Origin of the sequence: Stenotrophomonas maltophilia (assembly GCF_039555535.1) — a bacterium.
Taxonomy (GTDB): Bacteria; Pseudomonadota; Gammaproteobacteria; order Xanthomonadales; family Xanthomonadaceae; genus Stenotrophomonas; species Stenotrophomonas maltophilia_Q.
In genome coordinates this window covers 3,362,922-3,380,712 of the sequence record NZ_CP154630.1, presented here as the reverse complement: position 1 = coordinate 3,380,712, position 17,791 = coordinate 3,362,922, and the positions used below count along the sequence as shown (strand labels likewise).

The window sequence follows — 17,791 nt, the reverse complement described above, 5'->3', positions numbered from 1 at the left end:
GCATGAATGCGGTCCCACAGGCGGTCGAGCGCGACTGGCGCACACCGCTGGAGTTGACCCTGCTGGGCGCCATCTGGGGCTGCTCGTTCCTGTTCATGCGGGTGGCGGTGCCGTCGTTCGGCCCGTTCGCGCTGGTCGAGGTGCGGCTGGTGCTGGGGGCGCTGGTGCTGCTGCCGTTCCTGTGGCGCGCCCGCGCGCAGTTCCCGCCGCGGCGCTGGCTATGGCTGGCACCGATCGGCCTGATCAATTCGGCGCTGCCGTTCGTGCTGTTTGCCTATGCCGCCGAGCAGGCGCCGGCCGCGATCGGTGCGATCTGCAATGCGATGACCGTGCTGTTCGCCGCGCTGATCGCCTTCCTGTTCTTCGGCGAGAAGATCGGCATGCGCCGCGCCGGTGCCTTGCTGGTTGGTTTCGCCGGCGTGGTGGTGCTGGCCACCGCCAAGGTTTCCGGCCTGAGTATTGGTACCGCAGTGATCGCCGGCGCTGCGGCGTCGTTGCTGTACGGGCTGGGCGTCAATCTGGTGAAGCGCCACATGACCGGGCTGCCCTCGGCAGCGGCGGCGGCAGCCACGCTGTCGTGTGCCTCGCTGTGGATGCTGCCGATGACGGTGACGCACTGGCCACAGGCCGCCATTCCGCTGAAGGCCTGGGGTGCAGCGATCGCCTTGGGTGTGGCCTGCACCGGCCTGGCATTCCTGATGTTCTATCGCCTGATTGGCCGCATCGGCCCGTCGCGTGCGTCGACGGTGACCTACCTGATTCCGCTGTTCGGCGCGGCGTTTGCGTGGTTGTTCCTTGGGGAGGCGGTGACGGTACAGATGTTGGTGGCGGGGGCGTTGATTCTGGGGAGCGTGGCGGTGAGTCAGAAGGGCTGAGGCGTTGGCGTTTTGCGCGTGGCGCGTGCTGAAGGTGCTTCATTGTTCATGGGCGTCACTTTTCTTTTCGCGCGAAAAGAAAAGTAACCAAAAGAAATGCGCCGCCAGGTCGCAAGCCGCCGCGCTTCGCACGTCGGTCCCCTGCGCTTCTCGGTGAATCAGGGGACGGTGTGCAGAGGTCAGCCGACTAACAGTCGGCTCTACAAGACATCGGCACCTCTTCGCCCCTGATTCCCCTGCGATGCTCGGCTCGCTCAAGGCGGACCCAAGGTCAAGAGCCACAGCTGCACCCAGTAGATCCACGCCATGCGTGGATGCTCTTGCTGTTGATCTTGACCTTCCAGTCCGCCTTGAGCGAGCCGAGCACCGCAGGTCCGGCGAGGGCGAAGAGGCGCCACGCACTTTTGTAGAGCCGAGCCATGCTCGGCTGCTCTCCGCGCCGTCCCTCGACGGGCCGAGGAGCGCAGGGCACCGGTGCGCAGCACCGGCTCGCGGCCGGCGGAACGTTTCTTTTGGTTACTTTTCTTTGCGTACAAAGAAAAGTAACGCCCATGAACAGTGACGTACCTTCAGCACGCGCAACGCGCAGCAAGCCAGGCTCCTACCGCACCGGCACCGGAATATTGCAAAGATCGATATGCCCCGCCGGGCGCTTGTAGAAATCATCCACGCGATTGCGCCGCGCCTCCACCGTATCGGCGAAGGTCTTCGAATCGGTACGCAGCACCTGGATCGGCGTGCGCTCGGCCACCGGCACATCGCTGGCACGGCGGATCGACACGATCGGCGTGCGCAGCGTCGGGTCGGTGTAGAAGCCCATCGGCGCCGGTCCGCGCGGCGTCGCGCTGAGCAGTTCCATGCCCTTCAGCACGCGACCCACCAGCGTGATGTTGCGGTCCAGCTGACGCGGTGACTGGCCGGTCACTACATAGAGTTCGGCGCCGATGCTGCTGTCTTCCTCGTTGCTGCGGCCGGCGCCGAGCATGCCGTAGCAATGCGCCAGCCAAGCCTTGCCGGCCTGCGGATCCTGGCCGACCGGGAAGCCGTCGATGAAACCGGTCTGCGCGGCCCAGCCATCGCGATCCGGCAGCACGCTGACCTTCAGGCCAGCGCTGGCGCGCTCGAACTCGGCCGGCAGCTTGCGCGCGGCGCTGCCGAACGGCTTGGCCTTGGCCGCGTCATCGGCGTCGGCGTCGCCGAACTGCACCACGAAGTTGTCCTGCGAGCGGTAGATGCTGGTGCCGTCCCAGAAGTGCTCATGCGCGAAGGTCTGGATGTTGGCCACGTGCCGCGGGGCGAACTGCGGCGCCAGCTCGATGATCACCCGCCCGGCAGGCAGGTCCATGTAGAGCAGGTTGGCCGGGTCCGGGGTGCGCCAGTCGCTGGCCGCCGAGGCATCGAGGATCTGCTGCGGGCTGCGGTAGGGCGTGGCTGCGCTGGCCATGGCGGGCAGCAGGCAGGCGAGGGCGGTCAGGGCAAGGCGACGACGGTGCGGCATGGGAACCCCGGAACATGAACAAGGCTTCGATTCTGCGCGACGAGATACCGTATCGCCAAGTGACATGCGGGGGCATTCGCGTCAGCCTGCGCGCCGCCTCTTGGACGATCCAATGGGTCTGGCATCAACGCCTATCGTTCTTCTGCAATTAGACCGGAGTAATGGCCGAAGACAGGAACAGGTTCATAGTTGCCTGTCGGATCGTGCGTAGTTGAAGACTCTTCCAGATGATGAGGCGAGAAATTCTCCCTGGTTATCGTAAGCCGACCATCTTCATTGAAGAGGTAGCTGGTCCCTTCGGCAATGCTGTCACTCTTCTCATCGAACGTTCTATGTACCGCCATGCTCAGGAACAGATTTCCCGGTGCTACCTGCTGGAACTGATACGTCAGGCGCTCCCTTAGATGTTCATCCAGAAAGTCGACGCCAATCATGTCTTTGTCCAACAGCACATCGACAATCGCCGATGGCGTGGTGGGGGAGCCAACGAGAACCGTATAGCGAGCCTGGCTCTCATGTCTCGATTGGGCTTCGGATTCACTGATTATGTTTCGGGCGGACTTCTTTGCGCCAAACCAGAAGTCGCAATAATAAAACTCAGTCATAAGTGGATACTCCCGGGACCGTCGTGCTCGCAGGAGCTGGATCAGCCGCTGCGCTGTTGGAAGGTGACGGTATGCCGCGGTTCGCAGAGGGGCAAGCAAGCCAATGGGCCTGCCGGCCAGGTGGTCATCCGGCCCTCGCCAACCGGCAGAGTGACTAACGACACATTCGCTATACCGAACTTCGCACTACTGTGGACTTCAACGTAGTGGAGGGCCGGCCATGTCCGAGGACGATGTCCACCTGAAGAAGTTCCAGAAGGAGCTGAGCGCCGGAACGGTGTCGCTGGCCCTGCTGGCGGTGCTGGCCCGGGCCGGCGAGCCGCTGTATGGCTACCTGATCGCCAAGGAACTGGAGCGCGTGGGCGAGGGTGTGCTGAGCGGCAAGCAGAGCGCGCTGTACCCGGTGCTGCGCAACCTGGAAGGCGCCGGCCTGCTGGAAAGCCATGTGGAGCCGTCCAGCAGCGGGCCGCCGCGACGCTACTACCGCATCAATGAACGTGGCCGTGACGTGCTGGCGCAGTGGCGCCAGGCCTGGCAGGCCACCCGCGATTCCGTCGATTCCGTGTTGGAGGGGGTACCGCAATGAACGACCCGAACCTGGCAGGCCGCGCCCTGCCGACCACCATCCCGCAGTACCTGGCGCAGCTGCGCGCGGCGCTGGAAGACGCCGACCCGGCGATGGTGCAGGACGCGCTGTACGACGCCGAGGAGTACCTGCGCTCGGAGCTGGCCGCGCAGCCCGGTCGCAGCGAGGCCGAGGTGATCGCCGACGTGGCCGGAAGCTACGGCGCGCCGGACGAAGTGGCCGAGATCTACCGCGAGACCGAAGTGACGGTGAACCGCGCGCTGCGTACGCCGCGTGCGGATACCGCGCCGGTACTGCGTGCGGCGGCCGAAGCCAGTGGCGTCGAGCCGGCCGCACCGCCGCCGGCGCCGGTGCAACGCTCGCTGCTGGCGCGCTTCTTTGGCGTGGTGGCCGATCCGCATACCTACGGTGCGCTGTTCTACATGCTGCTGTCGCTGGCCACCGGCATCTTCTTCTTCACCTGGGTGGTGACCGGCCTGTCGCTGTCGCTGGGCCTGCTGATCCTGATCGTGGGCATTCCGCTGACCGTGCTGTTCTTCGGCTCGGTGCGCGGGCTGGCGCTGCTGGAAGGGCGGCTGGTGGAAGCGCTGCTGGGCGAGCGCATGCCGCGCCGTCCGCGTTACACCGACCGCAGCCGCAGCTGGCTGCAGCGCATCGGCGACATGTTCACCGATGGCCGCACCTGGCTGACGCTGCTGTACTTCGTGCTGATGCTGCCGCTGGGCGTCATCTACTTCACCATTGCTGTGACGCTGCTGTCGCTGTCGCTGAGCCTGATCTGGGCGCCGGTTGCAGCGATCTTCAGTGGTGACATCCCCGGCGTGTACATCAACGACGTGAACGTGCTGCCGATGGCGGCCTCGCCGCTGGTGGCGATCGCGGTTGCTGCGGCGGGCGCGCTGCTGCTGCTGCTGACGATGCACCTGGCACGCGGCATCGGCAAGCTGCACGGGCTGATCGCCAAGAACCTGCTGGTGCGGTTGTAAGCAGGAGTCGGTGCCTTGGTAGGTGCCAACCTTGGTTGGCACGATCCATCAGACACCGGGATTCATGGTAGAGCGCCAACCAAGGTTGGCATCTACCAGGGCGAGTTACCCCGCCTTTCGACGCAGCGGGGTGACGTTGCTCTTCTTCTTCGTCGCCTTCGCCGCCGGTGCTTCGGCATGCGCGGCGAAGAAGTCGCGCACCTTCGGGTACACCACCTCGCGCCAGCGACGGCCGCTGAAGATGCCGTAGTGGCCGGCACCTTCGACGATGAAATGCTCACGGCGGTCCGCAGTGATGCCGGTGCACAGCGCCTGCGCGGCTTCGGTCTGGCCGAGGCCGGCGATGTCGTCCAGCTCGCCTTCGATGCTCAGCAGCGCGGTATCGCGGATCGCCGACGGATCGACCTTCTCGCCGTTGACCACCCACTCGCCACGCGGCAGCAGGAAGTCCTGGAACACCACGCGGATGGTATCGAGGTAGTACTTGGCGGGCATGTCCAGCACCGCGTTGTACTCGTCGTAGAAACGACGGTGCGCGTCGGCGTCTTCCAGGTCGCCCTTGACCAGGTCGGTGTAGAAATCCCAGTGCGAACTGAAGTGGCGGCTCGGGTTCATCGACAGAAAGCCGGCATGCTGCAGGAAGCCTGGATACACGCGACGGCCGGCGCCGGGATAGCTGGCCGGCACGGTGTGGATGACGTTGTTCTCGAACCACGACAGCGGGTTCTGCGTGGCCAGGTTGTTCACTGCGGTCGGGCTGCAGCGCGCATCGATCGGGCCACCCATCATCACCAGCGTGCGCGGCGTCGCTTCGCCACGGCTGGCCATCAGCGAAACCGCGGCCAGCACCGGTACGGTCGGCTGGCACACGCTCACCACGTGCAGGCGCTCCACGCCGAGGTGGCGGATGAATTCCTGGATGTAGGCTATGTAATCGTCCAGGCCGAATTCGCCTTCGCTGGCCGGCACCATGCGCGCATCCACCCAGTCGGTGACGTACACGCGGTGGTCGCGCAGCAGCGTGCGCACGGTATCGCGCAGCAGGGTGGCGTGGTGGCCGGACAGCGGCGCCACCACCAGCACGAACGGCTGGTTGAGCATGGTGTGCAGCTGGTCGGCTTCATTGCTGTGGCGCTTGAAGCGCAGCAGCTTGCAGAACGGCTTGCTCACTTCTTCGTGCACGACGATCGGCACGCGTTCGCCATCGACATCGATTTCGTTGATGCCCCATTCGGGCTTCTCGTAATCCTTGCCGATGCGATGGAACAACTCGTTGACCGCAGCCAGGCGATCGGCACCCGGCATCTGCGACCACCAGTGGCCCGGGTTGGCGAAGAACCTGGCGTTGGCCTGGGCCTGGTGCACCCAGGGGGCGAGCAGGTTGCGGGTCAGTTCGTGCAGTTGATAGAGCATGACGACCGAATATGTATGGTCATATGTTGCCGCGCAGCATATCCCATCCGGGTGTCCCGCAGGTTAAGTTGGCTGAAAATAATGAATCCGGATTCACATCCGTTCCAGCGCCGCCGCATCGCCTGCCAGGGCGGGGCCCAGCCAGCAGTGCGACCCCACCGGCTGCAGGCCGTGCCGCCCCAGCGTCCGGCGGTACCAGCGCGCCGGGCGGGCCTGGAAGCCCTCGTGGTCGCCGTCGAACTCGTCCTCGGCGGCAAAGGTCTCCAGGAAGGCCACACCGCCGGCCAGCTCGGCCACGCCGGCCAGTCCGGCGCGCAGCTCGCGGTCGGGCACGTAGTGCATCACGTCCGAGCACACCAGCAGGTCGACCGGGGCGCAGGGCCGCAGCCAGGCGAAGTCGCCGAAGCCGGCCAGGTGCAGGTTGCGGGTGCGGCCGTAGCGGCGCACAGCGTACTCGCTGCTGTCGAAGCCGAGGTATTCGACCTTCGGACGCAGCTTCAGCAGCGGTGCGCGCCAGGCACCTTCGCCGCAGCCGATGTCCAGCACGCTGCGGATCGGTCGCTCCAGATAGTACTCGGCGCTGGCCACGGCCAGGGCCACCTTGCGCGCCAGGCGGGCGCTGCCGCCGATATCGGCGCGGCGGTACCAGCGCTGGAAGTAGGCGGCGTCGTAGGTCTTGTCCATGCAGGCGTCGTGCGGTCGGGAAAACGGCGCCTATCGTACGGCGTTGCGGCGCGCCATGCGTCGATCCGTCGCGGCGGCGGCACGCGGAGAGGGCCGGCCACGGCATGCGAGAATGGCTGCCAACCTACGCCAGCCGCCGGAGCGAGCGCATGCAGAGCTACTACTGGGTCAAGACCTTCCACATCGTGTTCGTGGTGGCCTGGATGGCGACGGTGTTCTACCTGCCGCGCATCCTGGTGAACCTGGCCGAGACCGCAGGCCAGCCGGCCGTGACCGAGCGCCTGCAACTGATGGGGCTGCGCCTGTACCGCTTCGGTCACTCGATGTTCGGCCTGGCCTTCCTGCTGGGCCTGGTGCTGTGGCTGGGCTACAGGGTCATTCCGGATTTCCCGACCATGGTCGCGCCGGGCGGCGCCGGTTGGCTGCATGCCAAACTGGGGCTGGTGGTGGTGCTGCTGGCGTACTTCATCTGGATCGGTCGCCTGCTGAAGGGCGTGGCCAAGGGCCGCGCGCTGCCGTCTTCGCGCGCGCTGCGCTGGATCAACGAGATCCCGTTGCTGGCGTTCATTCCGATCGTGTGGCTGGTGCTGGCCAAGCCGTTCTGACAGTCCATTATCCGTAGAGCCATGCTTGGCTCTACGGGTTCGCTTGATTCTTCGCCAAAGCAGAAGCATCCACGCATGGCGTGGATCTACTGGGTGCAGCTGTGGCTTTTGATGTTCAGGTCCGCCATGAGCGAGCCGAGCATCGCAGGTGAAACAGGGGCGAAGAGGCGCCGATGTCTGAGCGCAGCGAGTTCGGCGCCGTCCCCTGATTCACCGAGAAGCGCAGGGAACCGGTGCGTGGCACCGGCTCGCGTTCGGCGGCGTGTTCTTTGGTTACTTTCTTGCACGAGCAAGAAAGTAACACGCCGATGAATCAGGCGGCTTCGTACGTGCCGTAGCTGCGCAGGCGCGCGTAGCGCTGCTCCAGCAGCTGCTCGGTGGTCAGCTTTTCCAGCGCATCCAGTTCGTTCAGCAGTACGGCCTTCAGGCGCTTGGCCATCTGCGTCGGGTTGCGGTGAGCGCCACCGGTCGGCTCGCGCACGACCTTGTCCACCAGGCCCAGGCTCTTCAGGCGCGGGGCGGTCAGGCCCAGCTGCTCGGCAGCGTCCTTGGCCTTGCCCGCGTCCTTCCACAGGATCGAGGCGCAGCCTTCCGGGGTGATGGTCGAGTACACCGCGTACTCCAGCATCACGGTACGGTCGCCCACGCCCAGCGCCAGCGCGCCGCCGGAGCCGCCTTCACCGATCACGGTGCAGATGATCGGCACCTTCAGTTCGGCCATCTCGATCAGGTTGCGTGCGATCGCCTCGGACTGGCCGCGCGATTCGGCGTCGATACCCGGCCAGGCGCCGGCGGTGTCGATCAGGGTCAGCACCGGCAGGCCGAAACGCTCGGCCATCTTCATCAGGCGCAGGGCCTTGCGATAGCCCTCCGGCTTGGGCATGCCGAAGTTGCGCTTGATCTTTTCCTTGGTGTCGCGGCCCTTCTGGTGGCCGATCACCATCACGGAACGGCCATTGATACGGGCCAGGCCGCCCATGATGGCCTTGTCGTCGGCAAAGGCGCGATCACCGGCCAGCTCCTGGAACTCATCGAACATGACGCGGATGTAGTCGGCGGTGTACGGACGCGACGGGTGGCGGGCCAGCTGCAGCACCTGCCACGAGGTCAGGTTGCGGAAGATCTGCGCGGTGCGCATGCGCAGCTTGTCCTGCAGCGCATGCACTTCCGCCTCGACATTGACCGCAGGCCCGGCACTGGCGTTGCGCAGCTCCTGGATCTTGGCTTCCAGGTCGGCGATGGGTTGCTCGAAGTCGAGGTAGTTCGGATTCATCGGAAGCCGTCGTGTAAAGAAGAGGGGAATTCTAGCCGAATGCGTGCAAACCACCCGTACGCCCTCGTCTGGAAGGCGACGGTAGCGCAGCCGGGCAGGGGGCGCCAGTCAGCTCAGGGCACCACCAGGGCGCTGCGGCCCATCAGCTGGCTGCGCTGGGAGACGAAGTCGTTGTAGGCCTCGTTGGCCTCCCGGCCCAGCCCGCTGCCGAGGGTGGCGGTGGCCGAGGTGAAGGCCATCTGCGCGGCGAAGTCCTGCTTGCGCAGGGCCTTCTGTTCATCAGCGGTGGTGGCCTTCAGCCAGCGCGCATAGACCTCGCGCAGCGGCGCGGCGTGGGCTTCGAAGGCCGGCACCAGCGCCGGCAGGCTGGCCGGGGCCGGTTCCAGGCTGTAGCTCGGGGCCACGTAGCCGGCCGGTTGTTCGCGCTTGAACGCGCCGGGCTCGCCCATGCCTTCTTCGACGTAGGCGATGAAGTCGGGGGCGGTGAACACCTTGGCCACGATCTGGCCGCCGCTGGAGTCGACGTGGGCCACGACCTTTTCCTTCGGGAAGGGCTCGCGCACGCCGTAGGTCCAGGACTTGTCGATGAACAGTTCGTGGTGCTTCTCGAACGGGCCTTCGAAGTCGACGCCGCCCAGCTCGATGCCGGCCTTGCCGGTGCCGAAGTTCTTCAGCTTGCTCTCGTCGGTGACGTAGATCTCGCGGGCGACCACGTACTCGCTCAGGGTCGGGTTGATCAGGCCACCGCGACCATCGACGTAGACGATGAAGCGCACGTCGCCCAGTTTGTCGGTGTGCAGGCGGTGCTCACCGACGGCGAGCGAGATCGGGCGCGACCCCTGTGCGGCCACCGGCAGGTCCTTGCCATCGATGCTCAGCGCCAGCGGCGTGTCGGTCGGGTTGTCGATCTGGAACTCGATCTTCGACGGCGAGCAGGCGGCCAGGGCCAGTGCGGCGGCAAACGGGAACAGCAGGGTCTTCATCGGCAATCGTCCTTGATACTTGGAACGGGGAAACAGGGGGTTCAGGAAAACCGGGGAGCCAGCTTCAGCTGGCCCACGGTGGGCTGTAGCGCACCTTCAGCGTGCGTACGGCCGGGTCGGCGCGCAGCGCCTCCATCAGTTTGGAGTCGATGCGCACCGCGCTCTGCCCGGACACGTCGAGCATGCCGGCCACGCCGCCCTGCGGGCCCTTCAGCAGCAGGTCCAGGCGCAGGGGGGTGCGTCCGGGGCGATGGCGGTCGAGCAGGGCATTGACGCGCTCCCAGACCGGGCGCTGCTGGCGCAGGTCCAGGCGCAGCGACAGCCGCGTGGCGTAGTTGGCGCAGACTTCATCGAAGTCCCAGCACTGGCGGATGCGCAGTGCGTAGCCGCCGTTGAACTCGTCCTCGCGCAGGCCGCCCTTGACCACCAGGATGCGGTCCTTGGTCATCAGGTGGCCGAACTCGGCCATCGTGTCGGAGAACGCGCTGCACTCGACGCGCCCGCGCCCATCTTCCAGCTGGATGAAGATCTGGCTCTCGCCCTTGCGACGCACACCGACCACCTGGCCGGCCAGCACGGTTTGTACTTCCGGGCGCCAGCGCTTTTCGCCGCCTCCGCCACCACCACTGTTGGCGCTCCAGATCTTCTCCACCGAACCCAGGTCGTTGCCGACCAGGTCGCGTACATCGTCACGCCAGGGATCGAACGGGTGGCCGCTGAGGTAGAAGCCCAGCGTGTCGCGCTCGCCGTTCAGGCGCTGCAGCAGCGGCCATTCCTCGGCCTCGGGCAGGTCCAGCTGGATCGTGGTCGCGCTCGGGTCCGGGCCGCCGAACAGCGAGTTCTGCCCGGACGCACGCTCGCGCGCCATCTGGTCGGTGGCCTTGATCACTTCCGGCAGCTGCAGCATCAGCGAGGCACGGTTGCGGCCGAGCTCGTCCAGCGCACCACAGTTGATCATCGCTTCCAGCGTGCGCCGGTTGAGCTTGGCCGAGCCGACGCGGGTGCAGAAGTCGAGCAGGTCCTTGAACGGGCCGCCCTTCAGCCGCTCCTCGACCACCGCCTCGCAGGCACCCTGGCCCACGCCCTTGATTGCGCCCAGGCCGTACTGGATGGTGTCCGGGGTGACCGCTTCGAACATGAAGGCCGACTGGTTCACCTTCGGCGGCAGCACGGTCAGGCCGAGGTTGCGCACTTCGTCGAGGAAGCCGACCACCTTGTCGGTGTTGTCCAGGTCGGACGAGAGCGTCGCGGCCATGAATTCGGCCGGGTAATGGCGCTTCAGCCACGCGGTCTGGTAGCTGACCAGCGCATAGGCAGCGGCGTGCGACTTGTTGAAGCCGTAGCCGGCGAATTTCTCCATCAGGTCGAAGATGGCGTCGGCCTTGGCCTCGTCCACGCCGTCCTTGGCCGCGCCCTCGCGGAAGATCTCGCGGTGCTTGGCCATTTCGGCCGGCACCTTTTTGCCCATCGCACGGCGCAGCAGGTCGGCGCCGCCCAGCGAGTAGCCGCCGACGATCTGCGCCATCTGCATCACCTGCTCCTGGTACACCATGATGCCGTAGGTGTCCTTCAGGATCGCTTCGGTGCGCGGATCGGGATAGATGATTTCTTCCTGGCCGTGCTTACGCGCGTTGAAGGAGGGAATCAGGTCCATCGGGCCGGGGCGGTACAGCGACACCAGCGCGATGAGGTCTTCGAAACGGTCGGGGCGCGCGTCCTTCAGCAGGCGGCGCATGCCCGAGGATTCGAACTGGAACACCGCGCCGGTATTGCCGTTGGCGAAGATGTCCTTGTAGGTGGGCGTGTCGTCGAGCGGAATCGCGGCGATGTCCACCGGCGGAATGCCCGCGCGTTCGTGGCGCTTGTTGATCGCCTTCACCGCCCAGTCGATGATGGTCAGCGTGCGCAGACCGAGGAAGTCGAACTTCACCAGGCCCACTTCTTCCACGTCGTTCTTGTCGAACTGGGTGACCGGGTTCTTACCGAGGCCGTTCTCGTCGTGTTCGGCGTACAGCGGGCAGAACTCGCTCAGCGGTTCGGGCCCGATCACCACGCCACCGGCGTGCTTGCCGGCGTTGCGAGTCAGGTCCTCCAGCTGCAGCGCCAGGTCGATCAGGTCGCGGACATCGTCCTCGGTCTCGTAGCGCTGGATCAGCTCCGGCGAGGCCATTTCCGAGCTGGGGCCTTCTTTGCCCTTGCCCAGTGCATCCTTCAGGTGGATGCCGAGGATGTTCGGGATCAGCTTGGAAACGCCGTCGACCAGGCCGTAGGGGAAACCGAGCACGCGGCCGGAGTCGCGTACCACCGCCTTGGCGGCCATGGTGCCGTAGGTGATGATCTGGCTTACGCGCTCGCGCCCATACTTGCGCGCGACGTAGTCGATCACCTCGTCGCGGCGGTCCATGCAGAAGTCGATGTCGAAGTCGGGCATCGACACGCGTTCCGGGTTCAGGAAGCGCTCGAACAGCAGGTTGTACGGCAGCGGGTCCAGATCGGTGATCTTCAGTGCCCAGGCCACCAGCGAACCGGCACCCGAACCACGGCCCGGGCCGATCGGGATGCCCTGGTTCTTGCCCCACTGGATGAAGTCGGCCACGATCAGGAAGTAGCCCGGGAAGCCCATCTTGATGATGGTGTTGAGCTCGAATTCCAGGCGCTCGAAGTATTCTTCGCGGGTCTTGCCGGGCGCCAGCGGATTCTTCTCCAGGCGCTCTTCCAGGCCATCGCGCGACATCTTCTGGATCCAGGTGTCCAAGGTCTCGTCGTCGGGCACCGGGTAGTTGGGCAGGAAGTAGGTGCCAAGCCGCATCTCGATGTTGCAGCGCTCGGCCAGCGCCAGCGTGTTGTCGATCGCATCGGGGATGTCGGCGAACAGTGCGCACATCTCTTCGGCCGACTTCAGGTACTGCTGGTCGCTGTACTCGCGCGGCCGCTTGGGGTCGTCCAGCACGCGGCCGGTGGAAATGCACACGCGCGCTTCGTGCGCGCTGAAATCGGTGGGCGACAGGAAGCGCACATCGTTGCTGGCCACCACCGGCAGGCCACGCTGGCCGGCCGCCATCAGCGCGAACTGGTTGAAGGTTTCCTCGCCTTCGCGGCCTGTACGGGTCAGTTCCAGGTGCAGGCCATCGCCAAACACGCGCTGCCAGTCGGCCAGCTGCTGCTCGGCCAGTTCATGCTTGCCGTCCAGCGCCAGGCGCCCGGCCAGGCTCTGCCGGCCGGCCAGCGCGAACAGGTTGGCGTTGCCGGCCTTCAGCCAGTCCGGGTGGATGGCCACACCGCCTTCCGGACGATGGCCTTCCATCCAGGCGCGGGTCAGCAGCCGCGACAGGCTCAGGTAGCCCTCACGGTCGCGGCACAGCAGGGTCATCCGCCACGGGTCCTGGCCTTCCTCGGCGATCAGCACGTCGGCACCGGCGATCGGCTTGATGCCCACGCCTTCGGCGGCCTTGTAGAACTTGACCAGGGCGAACAGGTTGTTGAGGTCGGTCACCGCCAGCGCGGGCAGGCCGAGTTCGACCGAGCGCGACAGCAGGTTGGCCTGCTTGGCCTTCTTCGGGTCCGCCTGGTCCGGCTTGGCCGGCACACGGATGGTGGAGTCCGCCAGCGAGAACTCGGTGTGGACGTGGAGATGTACGAAGCGGGAGTTGGACATGCCGGACCAGGTTGGAGCGCGCGGGCCCCGGGTGCCGACGGGGGAATCGTCGCCGGGGTCGGGAAGCGCTGGAGTGCCCGGTCAGGGTAGCGAGGGCAGGGAGGCGCGACAAGCTCTTGACGGTACGCGATATCGCATTCGCGCTATCGCTTCCCACGGTTCGCAGGCGAACCGCGGGCCCCGTCTCACCATGCTTCCAGACCCCCGCGCCGTCGGCGCGTCCCCCTGACTCAGGGGGACTCTTCTCCAGACGTGTTGCAGCGGCCGTTCAGACGATTCAGGCAATCGCGATGTCGGCAGCCACCGGCTGCGGCGCTTCCAGGCACTCCCGTACCGGGGCGAAGCTGCGGCGGTGCTCCTCGCAGGGGCCGTGCTGGCGCAACGCGGCCAGGTGAGCCGGGGTGCCATAGCCCTTGTGCTGCTCGAACCCATACTGGGGGTGGCGGGCGTGCACGTCCTGCATGTAGCGGTCGCGCGAGACCTTGGCCAGGATCGAGGCGGCCATGATCGAACGGTCGATGCCATCACCCCCGACCAGGGCCTGCGCCGGCAGCACCAGACCCTTGGGCACGACGTTGCCGTCGATGCGGGCGAAGCCGGCCACGTGGGCCACCGCTGCGACCACGTCGCGCATGCCCTGCAGGGTGGCCTGGTAGATGTTCAGGCGGTCGATGGTGTCCGCGTCCACCAGCACCACGTGCCAGGCCAGGGCACGTTCGATGATGCGGTCATGCAGCTGCTCGCGGCGGGCCGCGGTCAGTTGCTTGGAATCGTCCAGGCCGTTGATGCGCGGCCGGGATGGATCGAACACCACTGCTGCCACCGCGACCGGTCCGGCCAGCGGACCACGCCCGGCTTCGTCGACGCCGGCGACAAGGCGCTCCGGCTCGACCACGGCGGCGCCGTCGAACAGGGCCAGGCTGGCCGCTGCGGCGTGGCGGCGGCTCATGCCTGGGCCTGGTCGCGCATCAGCAGCTCGCCCACTGCGTCGGCGGCGCGGGCTGAGGCATTGCGGCGCAGGCGCTCGTGCAGGCGGGCATAGGTGTCCTGCAGGTCGGTCACCCGCTGTGGGTGGTCGAACCACTGCTGGATGGCTGCCGCCAGCTTGTCCGGCGTGCAGTCGTGCTGCATCAGTTCCGGTGCCAGGTCCTGGCCCGCCAGGATGTTGGGCAGGGCAAAGCGGTCGACCTTGATCAGGCCCAGCGCCTTGACCAGGCGGTAGGTCAGCTCGTTGACGCGGTAACCGACCACCATCGGCCGCTTGACCAGCATCGCCTCCAGCGTCGCGGTGCCCGATGCCAGCACCACCACATCGGCGGCGATCATCGCGTTGCGTGCCTCACCGTCGAGTACGTGCGAGAAGGCCACCGGCAGCGCTGAGCGCGACAGCTGCTCTTCGATCAGGCGCTTGCAGGCCGGGTTGGCCGCGGGCACCACCACGTGCAGGCCGGGGATGCGTTCGGAGACCTGCCAGGCGGCCTCGAAGAACGGTTCGCCCAGGCGCGAAATCTCGCCCAGGCGGCTGCCTGGCAACACTGCCAGTACCTTGGCCGAGGTCGGCAGGCCAAGCGCGGCACGGGCCTCCTCGCGGTTGCCCTGCAGCGGAATGTCATCGGCCATCGGGTGGCCGACGAAGTGCGCGTCGATGCCGTGTTTGGCATAGATCGGCGGTTCCATCGGGAACAGGCACAGCACCAGGTCGGCGCTGCTGCCGATCTTCTCCGCCCGCTTCTCGCGCCAGGCCCAGACCGAGGGGCTGACGTAGTGCACGGTGCGCACGCCGCGCTGCTTCAGCCAGCGCTCGATGCCCAGGTTGAAGTCGGGCGCGTCGATGCCGATGAACACGTCCGGCTGCCATTCCAGCGCACGCTGGCGGAACGCCGAACGCAGTTTCAACAGGCGTGGCAGGTGGCGCAGTACTTCAGTCAGGCCCATCACCGCCAGTTCGCTGGCGTCGTGCCAGGTCTGGCAGCCGGCGCTGCGCATGGCATCGCCGCCGATGCCGGCGAATTCGGCATTCGGAAAGCGTGCTTTCAGTTCGCGCACCAGGCCCGCACCGAGCAGATCGCCGGAGGCCTCACCGGCCACCAGGGCGATCCGCAACGGGCGCTCGCTGAGCACCCGCTGCGCGGGAACGCTGCCGGCCATCGAGGCCAGCGGAATCACGGCGGCGCCGGCCGGCGCCTGGCCGGTCGCGCTGCTCATCGCAGCAAGGGCCTCTCGGCGTGCTCGATGAAGTCCAGCATCGCCTTCACGTCATCGCTGTCACGCGCCTGTTCGGTCAGCTGCACCTTGGCTTCGGCCAGCGGCAGGCCTGCCACGTACAGGGTGCGGTAGGCACGCTTGATGGCGGAGATGCGCTCGGCATCGAAGCCGCGGCGCTTCAGGCCTTCGCTGTTGATACCGCGCGGGCGGCCAAGCGAATCGGTGCCGACCATGGTGAACGGTGGTACGTCGCCATTGGTCAGCGCGCCCATGCCGAGGAAGGCATGCGCACCGATGCGGCAGAACTGGTGGGCACCGGCGAAGCCGCTGATGATCACGTAGTCGCCCACGGTCACGTGGCCGGCCAGCGTCGTGTTGTTGGAGAACACGCAGAAGTTGCCGACATGGCAGTCGTGCGCCACGTGCGTGTAGGCCAGCATCCAGTTGTCGTTGCCGATGGTGGTGATGCCGCCGCCGCCGCCGGTGCCACGGTTCAGGGTGACGAACTCGCGGAACACGTTGCGATCGCCGATCACCAGTTCGGTGCGTTCGCCAGCGAACTTCTTGTCCTGCGGCTCGCCGCCGACCGCCGCGTGGCCCACGAAGCGGTTGTCACGGCCGATCTTCGTCGGGCCGTGGATGCTGCAGTGGGGGCCCACCACCGTGCCGGCACCGATTTCGACATCGGCACCGATCAGGGTGAACGCGCCGACCTGGACGTCGTCGGCCAGGCGCGCGGCCGGATCGATGACGGCAGTCGGGTGGATCCGTGGTGCGTTGTCAGTCATTGCTGCCTCCCGTGGATCAGCCCTTGGCACCGGCGCACATGACTTCGGCCGAGGCGACGACTTCACCGTTGACCTTGGCTTCGCCGTAGTACCAGCCCATGTTGCGGATCAGGCGCTTCATCTGCACATCCAGCATCAGCACGTCGCCGGGGACGACCTGCTTGTTGAAGCGGGCGTTTTCCACCTTGACCATGTAGAACAGCTTGGACTGCGCATCGCGGCCGAGCGTCAGCTGGGTCATCACGCCACCGGCCTGGGCCAGCGCTTCGATGATCAGCACGCCGGGCATGATCGGGCGGCCCGGGAAGTGGCCCTGGAAGAACGGCTCGTTGATGCTGACGTTCTTCTGCGCCAGGATGCGCTTGGCGTCGATGTCGAGTTCAAGCACCCGGTCCACCAGCAGGAACGGGTAACGGTGCGGAAGCAGTTCCTGGATCTGGCAGACGTCGATAGGAAGCTGCAGCGTGTCGTTCATTCTTTCTCCTTGCCAGCAGCCAGGACGCGGCGAGCCAATGCGTCCAGCTGCTTGAAGCGCGCGGCGTTCTTGCGCCACGTGCGGTTGTCGGTCAACGGGGTGCCGGACGAGTACTCGCCCGGCTCATGGATGGAATTGCGGACCACGGACTTGCCGGTGATCACGACCTTGTCGCAGATCTCGAGGTGGCCGACCACGCCGACATGGCCGCCGAGCAGGCAGTAGCGGCCGATTTTGGCGCTGCCGGCGATGCCGGTGCAGCCGGCGATGGCCGAGTGCGCGCCGATCTGCACGTTGTGCGCGATCTGCACCAGGTTGTCCAGGCGCACGTCCTCGTCCAGCACGGTGTCTTCCAGCGCACCGCGGTCGACGCAGGTATTGGCGCCGATTTCGCAGTCGTCGCCGATGCGCACGCCGCCGAGCTGCGGCACCTTGATCCACTTGCCGGCGTCCATCGCCAGGCCGAAGCCATCGGCGCCGAGCACGGCACCGGGGTGGACGCGCACGCGCTTGCCGAGCCTGACCCTGGTGACCAGGGTGACCCGGGCGATCAGCTCGCAGCCGCTGTCCAGGCTGCAGTCTTCGCCGATCACGCTGCCGGTGCCGATGATGCAGTTCTCACCGACCACGCTGCGCGCGCCGATGGAGACGAAGGGACCGATATGGGCGCTGTCGGCGACCTGGGCGCTGGGATCGATGACGGCGCTGGGGTGGATGCCTGGCGGGCGCGTCGGCGCGATGTCGAACAGCGCGGCGATCTTGGCGAAGGTGGTGTACGGGTCCTTGGCCACGAGCGCGGCGCCGGGGGCGGTCTCGGCGTCGTCGGCACGCAGCACGACCAGCGAGGCCAGGCTGTCGGCCAGCTGGGCGCGGTAGCGCGGGTTGGCGAGAAAGGTCAGCTGGCCAGGACCGGCATGGGCGAGGGTGGCCACGCCATGGATGGCGGTGGCGGGGTCGCCATGGACCTGCAGGCCGAACTGCTCGGCGAGTTGCTGGGCGGTGTAGGTGGGAGTATTCACGGCGGGAGTTTAACGTGTGACGCCATTGCGGTCATGCGGGGGGCATGCAGCCAACGGCAGGGCCCCTCGCGGCCGGCAGAGCCAGTGTCATGGGCTGGGTCGGACGGGGCGGGGCTGCGGGGGGCGGCGCAAGTACGTCCA

16 protein-coding genes are annotated in these 17,791 nt (G+C 66.6%); 4 read left to right on the top strand and 12 right to left on the bottom strand.

What is annotated here, in order from left to right; genetic code table 11:
* The first annotated feature begins 2 nt into the window (after positions 1 to 2).
* A complete protein-coding gene (locus AASM09_RS15690) occupies positions 3 to 875 on the top strand; it encodes a DMT family transporter (RefSeq protein ID WP_049427688.1) in 873 nt (290 codons plus the stop codon).
* A 601-nt stretch (positions 876 to 1,476) separates the two neighbouring features.
* Here AASM09_RS15690 and AASM09_RS15685 read toward each other — a convergent pair.
* Positions 1,477 to 2,373, bottom strand: a complete 897-nt coding sequence (locus AASM09_RS15685; protein ID WP_049426668.1) for a peptidylprolyl isomerase — start codon at positions 2,371 to 2,373, stop codon at positions 1,477 to 1,479.
* 131 nt (positions 2,374 to 2,504) lie between these two features.
* Positions 2,505 to 2,978 (bottom strand): hypothetical protein, encoded by a 474-nt coding sequence (locus tag AASM09_RS15680; RefSeq protein WP_049426667.1) that lies wholly within the window; start codon positions 2,976 to 2,978, stop codon positions 2,505 to 2,507.
* Positions 2,979 to 3,198: 220 nt separating this feature from the next.
* Here AASM09_RS15680 and AASM09_RS15675 point away from each other — a divergent pair, with 220 nt between their 5' ends.
* Positions 3,199 to 3,564, top strand: coding sequence for a PadR family transcriptional regulator (locus AASM09_RS15675; protein WP_010486360.1), 366 nt, complete (start codon positions 3,199 to 3,201; stop codon positions 3,562 to 3,564).
* Positions 3,561 to 4,550 carry a sensor domain-containing protein gene (locus tag AASM09_RS15670; RefSeq protein ID WP_049426666.1) on the top strand — a complete coding sequence of 330 codons (990 nt, stop codon included), beginning with the start codon at positions 3,561 to 3,563 and terminating at the stop codon, positions 4,548 to 4,550. Before AASM09_RS15675 ends, AASM09_RS15670 begins: the two co-directional genes overlap by 4 nt.
* Positions 4,551 to 4,655: 105 nt before the next feature.
* Here the strand turns inward: AASM09_RS15670 and AASM09_RS15665 are convergent, their stop codons facing one another.
* Together AASM09_RS15665 and AASM09_RS15660 are read right to left on the bottom strand one after the other, a co-directional pair.
* Positions 4,656 to 5,963 (bottom strand): polyhydroxyalkanoate depolymerase, encoded by a 1,308-nt coding sequence (locus AASM09_RS15665; RefSeq protein ID WP_049426665.1) that lies wholly within the window; start codon positions 5,961 to 5,963, stop codon positions 4,656 to 4,658.
* A gap of 93 nt (positions 5,964 to 6,056) precedes the next feature.
* Positions 6,057 to 6,647 carry a class I SAM-dependent DNA methyltransferase gene (locus AASM09_RS15660; protein WP_049426664.1) on the bottom strand — a complete coding sequence of 197 codons (591 nt, stop codon included), beginning with the start codon at positions 6,645 to 6,647 and terminating at the stop codon, positions 6,057 to 6,059.
* Positions 6,648 to 6,796: 149 nt separating this feature from the next.
* On the opposite strand from AASM09_RS15660, the gene AASM09_RS15655 reads away from it, so the two are divergent.
* Entirely contained in the window at positions 6,797 to 7,252 is a 456-nt protein-coding gene (locus AASM09_RS15655) for a CopD family protein (RefSeq protein ID WP_049426663.1), read from the top strand.
* Between the two features lie 313 nt (positions 7,253 to 7,565).
* On the opposite strand, the gene AASM09_RS15650 is transcribed toward AASM09_RS15655, so the two are convergent.
* The 8 genes from AASM09_RS15650 to lpxD form a co-directional block, all read right to left on the bottom strand.
* Positions 7,566 to 8,525, bottom strand: a complete 960-nt coding sequence (locus tag AASM09_RS15650; protein ID WP_049429544.1) for an acetyl-CoA carboxylase carboxyltransferase subunit alpha — start codon at positions 8,523 to 8,525, stop codon at positions 7,566 to 7,568.
* 113 nt (positions 8,526 to 8,638) lie between these two features.
* A complete protein-coding gene (locus tag AASM09_RS15645; protein ID WP_100443640.1) occupies positions 8,639 to 9,508 on the bottom strand; it encodes a hypothetical protein in 870 nt (289 codons plus the stop codon).
* 64 nt (positions 9,509 to 9,572) lie between these two features.
* On the bottom strand, positions 9,573 to 13,163 hold the full coding sequence (gene dnaE / locus AASM09_RS15640) for a DNA polymerase III subunit alpha (RefSeq protein WP_100443639.1): 3,591 nt from the start codon (positions 13,161 to 13,163) through the stop codon (positions 9,573 to 9,575).
* A 277-nt stretch (positions 13,164 to 13,440) separates the two neighbouring features.
* A complete protein-coding gene (locus AASM09_RS15635) occupies positions 13,441 to 14,112 on the bottom strand; it encodes a ribonuclease HII (protein ID WP_049426781.1) in 672 nt (223 codons plus the stop codon).
* A complete protein-coding gene (gene lpxB, locus AASM09_RS15630; protein ID WP_100443691.1) occupies positions 14,109 to 15,311 on the bottom strand; it encodes a lipid-A-disaccharide synthase in 1,203 nt (400 codons plus the stop codon). The genes AASM09_RS15635 and lpxB overlap by 4 nt, the downstream gene beginning before the upstream one ends.
* A gap of 53 nt (positions 15,312 to 15,364) precedes the next feature.
* Positions 15,365 to 16,156 carry an acyl-ACP--UDP-N-acetylglucosamine O-acyltransferase gene (gene lpxA, locus AASM09_RS15625; RefSeq protein WP_049426783.1) on the bottom strand — a complete coding sequence of 264 codons (792 nt, stop codon included), beginning with the start codon at positions 16,154 to 16,156 and terminating at the stop codon, positions 15,365 to 15,367.
* 16 nt (positions 16,157 to 16,172) lie between these two features.
* Positions 16,173 to 16,631 (bottom strand): 3-hydroxyacyl-ACP dehydratase FabZ, encoded by a 459-nt coding sequence (gene fabZ / locus AASM09_RS15620; RefSeq protein ID WP_005408737.1) that lies wholly within the window; start codon positions 16,629 to 16,631, stop codon positions 16,173 to 16,175.
* Complete coding sequence (gene lpxD, locus AASM09_RS15615) at positions 16,628 to 17,650, bottom strand: UDP-3-O-(3-hydroxymyristoyl)glucosamine N-acyltransferase (RefSeq protein ID WP_049426784.1); 1,023 nt, start codon at positions 17,648 to 17,650, stop codon at positions 16,628 to 16,630. Before lpxD ends, fabZ begins: the two co-directional genes overlap by 4 nt.
* Between the last annotated feature and the right edge of the window lie 141 nt (positions 17,651 to 17,791).